This is a genomic window from Kitasatospora sp. NPDC058965 (assembly GCF_042741245.1).
In the GTDB taxonomy this organism is placed as follows: Bacteria; Actinomycetota; Actinomycetes; order Streptomycetales; family Streptomycetaceae; genus Kitasatospora.
This window is the reverse complement of record NZ_JBHYKG010000482.1, coordinates 1-4,464: the sequence shown is the minus strand read 5'-3', so window position 1 is coordinate 4,464 and position 4,464 is coordinate 1. Positions and strand designations below refer to the sequence as shown.

General features: G+C 75.3%; 4 protein-coding genes. All 4 read left to right on the top strand.

Going from position 1 to position 4,464, the window contains the following annotated elements; translation table 11 throughout:
- The first annotated feature begins 387 nt into the window (after positions 1–387).
- Positions 388–1,476 (top strand): NlpC/P60 family protein, encoded by a 1,089-nt coding sequence (locus ACFW1A_RS38980; protein ID WP_380418165.1) that lies wholly within the window; start codon positions 388–390, stop codon positions 1,474–1,476.
- A 150-nt stretch (positions 1,477–1,626) separates the two neighbouring features.
- Complete coding sequence (locus ACFW1A_RS38975; protein WP_380418163.1) at positions 1,627–2,094, top strand: MarR family winged helix-turn-helix transcriptional regulator; 468 nt, start codon at positions 1,627–1,629, stop codon at positions 2,092–2,094.
- A 236-nt stretch (positions 2,095–2,330) separates the two neighbouring features.
- Positions 2,331–3,527, top strand: a complete 1,197-nt coding sequence (locus ACFW1A_RS38970) for an MFS transporter (protein WP_380418161.1) — start codon at positions 2,331–2,333, stop codon at positions 3,525–3,527.
- A gap of 76 nt (positions 3,528–3,603) precedes the next feature.
- The gene (locus ACFW1A_RS38965) at positions 3,604–4,431 is read left to right on the top strand and encodes an aldo/keto reductase (protein WP_380418159.1); all 828 of its coding nucleotides are present in this window, start codon (positions 3,604–3,606) and stop codon (positions 4,429–4,431) included.
- Positions 4,432–4,464 lie beyond the last annotated feature (33 nt).

Here is a 4,464-nt window from a genome sequence, read left to right as displayed (position 1 = left end):
CAGCCAGCCGGCCCCGCCGGCCAGCAGCGCCGCGCCGCCCAGCAGCAGGCGCCGGCGCCCGGGGTCGGCGCCCGCCCGCCCGGCCGCGGCCCGCCGTTCGCTCACCGGGTCCGCGAGGACCTCCGAGGGCGGGCCGAACCCGTCGCTGCACTCCGGCTCCAGCTCTATCACCGCTGTCTCCCTGCTGCTACGACCGCGGTCGGCCCGGTCACCGCCGTGTTCATCGGGGCGGATACTAACCGCCGCCCCGTTCGGCCCACAGGGGGTGGTCCGACTCGTGGACGTGCGCCAGGCAGGTGACGCGCGCGGCGCACCGCTCGCCCTGCCCGGAGCCCGGCCGCCCGCGGTGCGAGTCTGTGCCCGGTGCCGAGCAGCGAGGGAGGCCGGGTGGACCGGCGTGCGAGCAGGAGGCGGGCCCCGTGGGGTTCGGCCCTGGCCCTGATCCTGACCCTGACCGCGGGCGCGCCCGCCCGGGCCGATCCCGCCCCGGTCCCCGTCCCCGACCCGCCTGCCACGGCCGAGGCCCTGGCCCGGACCGACGCGGTGGCGGCGCTGCTGACGGATCTGCAGGCACTGCGCCACCGGGCCGAGGCGGCCGAGCAGGCCTCCACCGCCCGGGACGCCGACCTGGCCGCGCGCCGCGGGGAGCTGGGCCGGGCGGACGCCCAGGTCGACGCCGGGCAGCAACAGGTGGACGCGAGCCTGGCCGAGGCCGGGCGGCTCGCCGCCGAGCAGTACCGGGGCGGCGGGCTGAGCGGGATCGCCCGGCTGCTCTTCTCGTTCACCCCGGGCGGGTTCTTCGCCGCGGCCGGTGACGAGCAGGAACGTTCCCGCTCGGAGGCGGACGTGGTGGCCGAGCTGCGCGAGCGCCGCGACCGGCTGGCCGACACGCAGGCCGCCGCGCAGCAGGCCCAGCGCGCTGCCCAGGCCGCCGCCGACCAGGCCCGGGCGGCCAAGCAGGACGCCGAGCAGCAGGCCGGCCGGGTGGCCGCCCGGCTGGCCGCCCTGAGCGCCGCCGAGCTCTCCGCACTGGACGAGCGCGAGGGGGCGCTGGCCGAGCAGGCCCAGCAGCGGCTGCTGGCCTCGGGCGCCCTGGGCGCCGACGGCGGCCCGGCCTCGACGGCCGCGGCGACGGCGGTCGCCTACGCGCTGGCCCAGCTCGGCAAGCCGTACCTGTGGGGCGGCACCGGTCCCGCGGCCTACGACTGTTCGGGCCTGACCTCGCAGGCCTGGGCGGCCGCCGGGGTGCCGGTCCCGCGCACCAGCCAGGAGCAGTGGGCGCAGCTGCCGAAGGTGCCGCTGAGCCGGCTCCGCCCGGGCGACCTGGTGGTCTACTTCCCCGACGCCACCCACGTCGGGCTCTACCTGGGCGCCGGCCTGATGGTGAACGCCCCGCACACGGGTGCCGTGATCCGGATCGCCCCGGTCGCGGCGCTGCCGGTGCTGGGCGCGGTGCGGCCGTCGGGCGCGGGGTGAGCCGTTGGTTGCGGTGCGCCCGTCGGGCGCGGTGCGGTCGCCGGGCGCGGGGTGAGTCGTTGGTTGCAGAAGCGCTCTACCGGACCTGGCCGGTATTCCCGGCCCTGGCCTATCCTGGGCCCTGATCACCCCGGAAGGAGACCAGGCCCGATGACCGCCACGGATCCCGCGCTCACCGCCCTCGCCAACGGCTGGGCCGCCCTTTCGCTGCTGCACGGCCGGATCGAGGCGCACGTCGAGCGCGCCCTGCAGTCCGGCCACGACCTGAGTGTGCGGGAGTACTCCCTGCTGGAGGTGCTCAGCCGCCAGCACGACGGGGACGGCGGGCACCTGCAGATGAAGCAGGTGGCGGACGCGGTCGTGCTCAGCCAGAGCGCCACCACCCGCCTGGTCACCCGCCTGGAGGACCGCGGCCTGCTCGCCCGCTACCTCTGCCCCACCGACCGGCGCGGGATCTACACCAACGTGACCGGGGCCGGCCTGCGGCTGCTCGCCGAGGCGCGCCCGACCAACGACGCCGCTCTGCGCGAGGCGCTGGCGGAGGCCGCCGAGCACCCCGAGCTGGCCCCGCTGGTCCGGGCCGTGGAGGCGGTCGACGCCCCGCGCCCGCAGCAGTAGCCCGCACCGCACCGCCTGCAGCGCACCACACCACACCGCACCGCACCGCACCGCACCGAACCCCGCACGGGGCCCGTTCCACCCGCCAGGGTCGGGACGGGCCCCGTTCTCGCATGCCCACCCGCACCGCGCCACCCACTGCCGCACTCCCATTACCTGCGCTTGCATTTAGCACGCGCCTGCAATTATTGTCAGAGCTCGTAAGGCGCACAAGCAATCGCATGGAGGGCGGCGTCATGCCTCTCGCACTCCTCGCCCTGGCCATCGGGGCGTTCGGGATCGGGACCACCGAGTTCGTGATCATGGGGCTGCTGCCCCGGATCGCCGCGGACTACGGGGTGTCGATCCCCACCGGCGGGCTGCTGGTCACCGGGTACGCGCTCGGCGTGGTGGTCGGCGCTCCGCTGATGACCGTGCTCGGCACCAGGATCAACCGCAAGACGATGCTGATGCTGCTGATGGGCCTGTTCGTGACCGGCAACCTGCTCTCCGCGCTCGCCCCGAGCTTCCCGCTGATGCTCGCCGGACGGATCGTCACCTCACTGGCGCACGGGGCGTTCTTCGGGATCGGGTCCGTGGTGGCGGCCGACCTGGTCGCCCCGGACAAGAAGGCCGGCGCCATCGCCACCATGTTCACCGGGCTGACCGTGGCCAACGTCGTCGGCGTACCGCTGGGCACCTTCGTCGGGCAGGCGGTCGGCTGGCGGACCACCTTCGGCATCGTCGCCGCGCTCGGCGTGGTCGGCCTGCTCGGCATCGCCCGGCTGGTCCCCGCGCTGCCCCGCCCCGAAGGCGCGCACCTGCGCCGGGAACTGGCCGCCTTCCGCAACGCCCAGGTGGTGCTCGCGATGGCGATGACCGTGCTCGGCTTCGGCGGCGTGTTCGCCGCGATCACCTACATCGCCCCGATGATGACCCGGGTGGCCGGCTACTCCGAGGGCTCGGTGACCTGGCTGCTGGTGCTGTTCGGCGTCGGCATGTTCCTCGGCAACCTGATCGGCGGCCGGTACGCCGACCGCCGGCTGATGCCGATGCTCTGCACGGCGCTGGGCGGACTGGCCGTCGTGCTGGCCCTGTTCACGCTGACCGCGCACAGCGAGGCGGCGGCCGCGCTCACCGTCCTGCTGGTCGGCGCGCTCGGCTTCGCCACCGTCCCCCCGCTGCAGAAGCGGGTGCTGGACCAGGCCCACGGCGCCCCCACGCTGGCCTCGGCCGTCAACATCGGCGCCTTCAACCTGGGCAATGCCCTCGCCGCCTGGCTCGGCGGGCTGGTGATCTCGGCCGGGCTCGGCTACACCGCCCCGAACTGGGTCGGCGCCCTGCTGGCCGCCGGCGCGCTGGTGCTGGCCCTCTGGTCCGCCGTCCTGGAGCGCCGCACCGCGGCCCCGGCCCGGCCGGAACATTCCGAGCGCGCACGGGCGTTCGCCGGGTGACCGGCCGCCCGCCCGCCGGGCCCCGGCGGGCCCGACCGCAACTGACCCCTCCTCACCAGGTAAGGACCGCACCGCGATGACCGTCCCCACCGTCAAGCTCAACAACGGCGTCGAGATCCCGCAGCTCGGTTTCGGCGTCTACCAGGTCCCGGACCGGGACACCGCCGCCGCGGTGGGCCACGCCCTCCGGACCGGCTACCGCAGCATCGACACCGCTGCCGTCTACGGCAACGAGACCGGCGTGGCCCGCGCGCTGGCCGACTCCGGTCTGGCCCGCGAGGACCTGTTCGTCACCACCAAGCTGTGGAACGCCGACCAGGGCTACGACGCCACCCTGCGCGCCTTCGACACCAGCCTGGCCAAGCTGGGCCTCGACCAGGTGGACCTCTACCTGATCCACTGGCCCACCCCGGCCCGCGACCACTACCTCGACTCCTGGCGCGCGATCGAGCGCCTGGCCGGGGAGGGTCGGATCCGCGCCGCCGGCGTGTCCAACTTCCAGCCCGCCCACCTGCGGCGCCTGCTGGACCACAGCGACCTGGTCCCGGCGGTCAACCAGATCGAGCTCCACCCCGGCCTGCAGCAGGCCGAACTGCGCGCCTTCCACGCCGAGCACGGCATCGCGACCGAGGCCTGGAGCCCGCTGGCCCAGGGCGCGGTGCTGGACGACGCGGTGATCACCGCGATCGCGGCCCGCACCGGCAAGTCCCCGGCCCAGGTGGTGCTCCGCTGGCACCTGCAGCTGGGCCACGTGGTGATCCCCAAGTCGGTCACCCCGGACCGGATCCGGCAGAACTTCGACGTCTTCGACTTCCAGCTGACCGAGGAGGACCTGGCGGCCGTCGCCACCGCGGACCGCGGCCTGCGCACCGGCCCGGACCCCGATACCTTCAACTACGCCTGATCGACCCGCCGGACCGGGCGCGGGGGCCTCCGG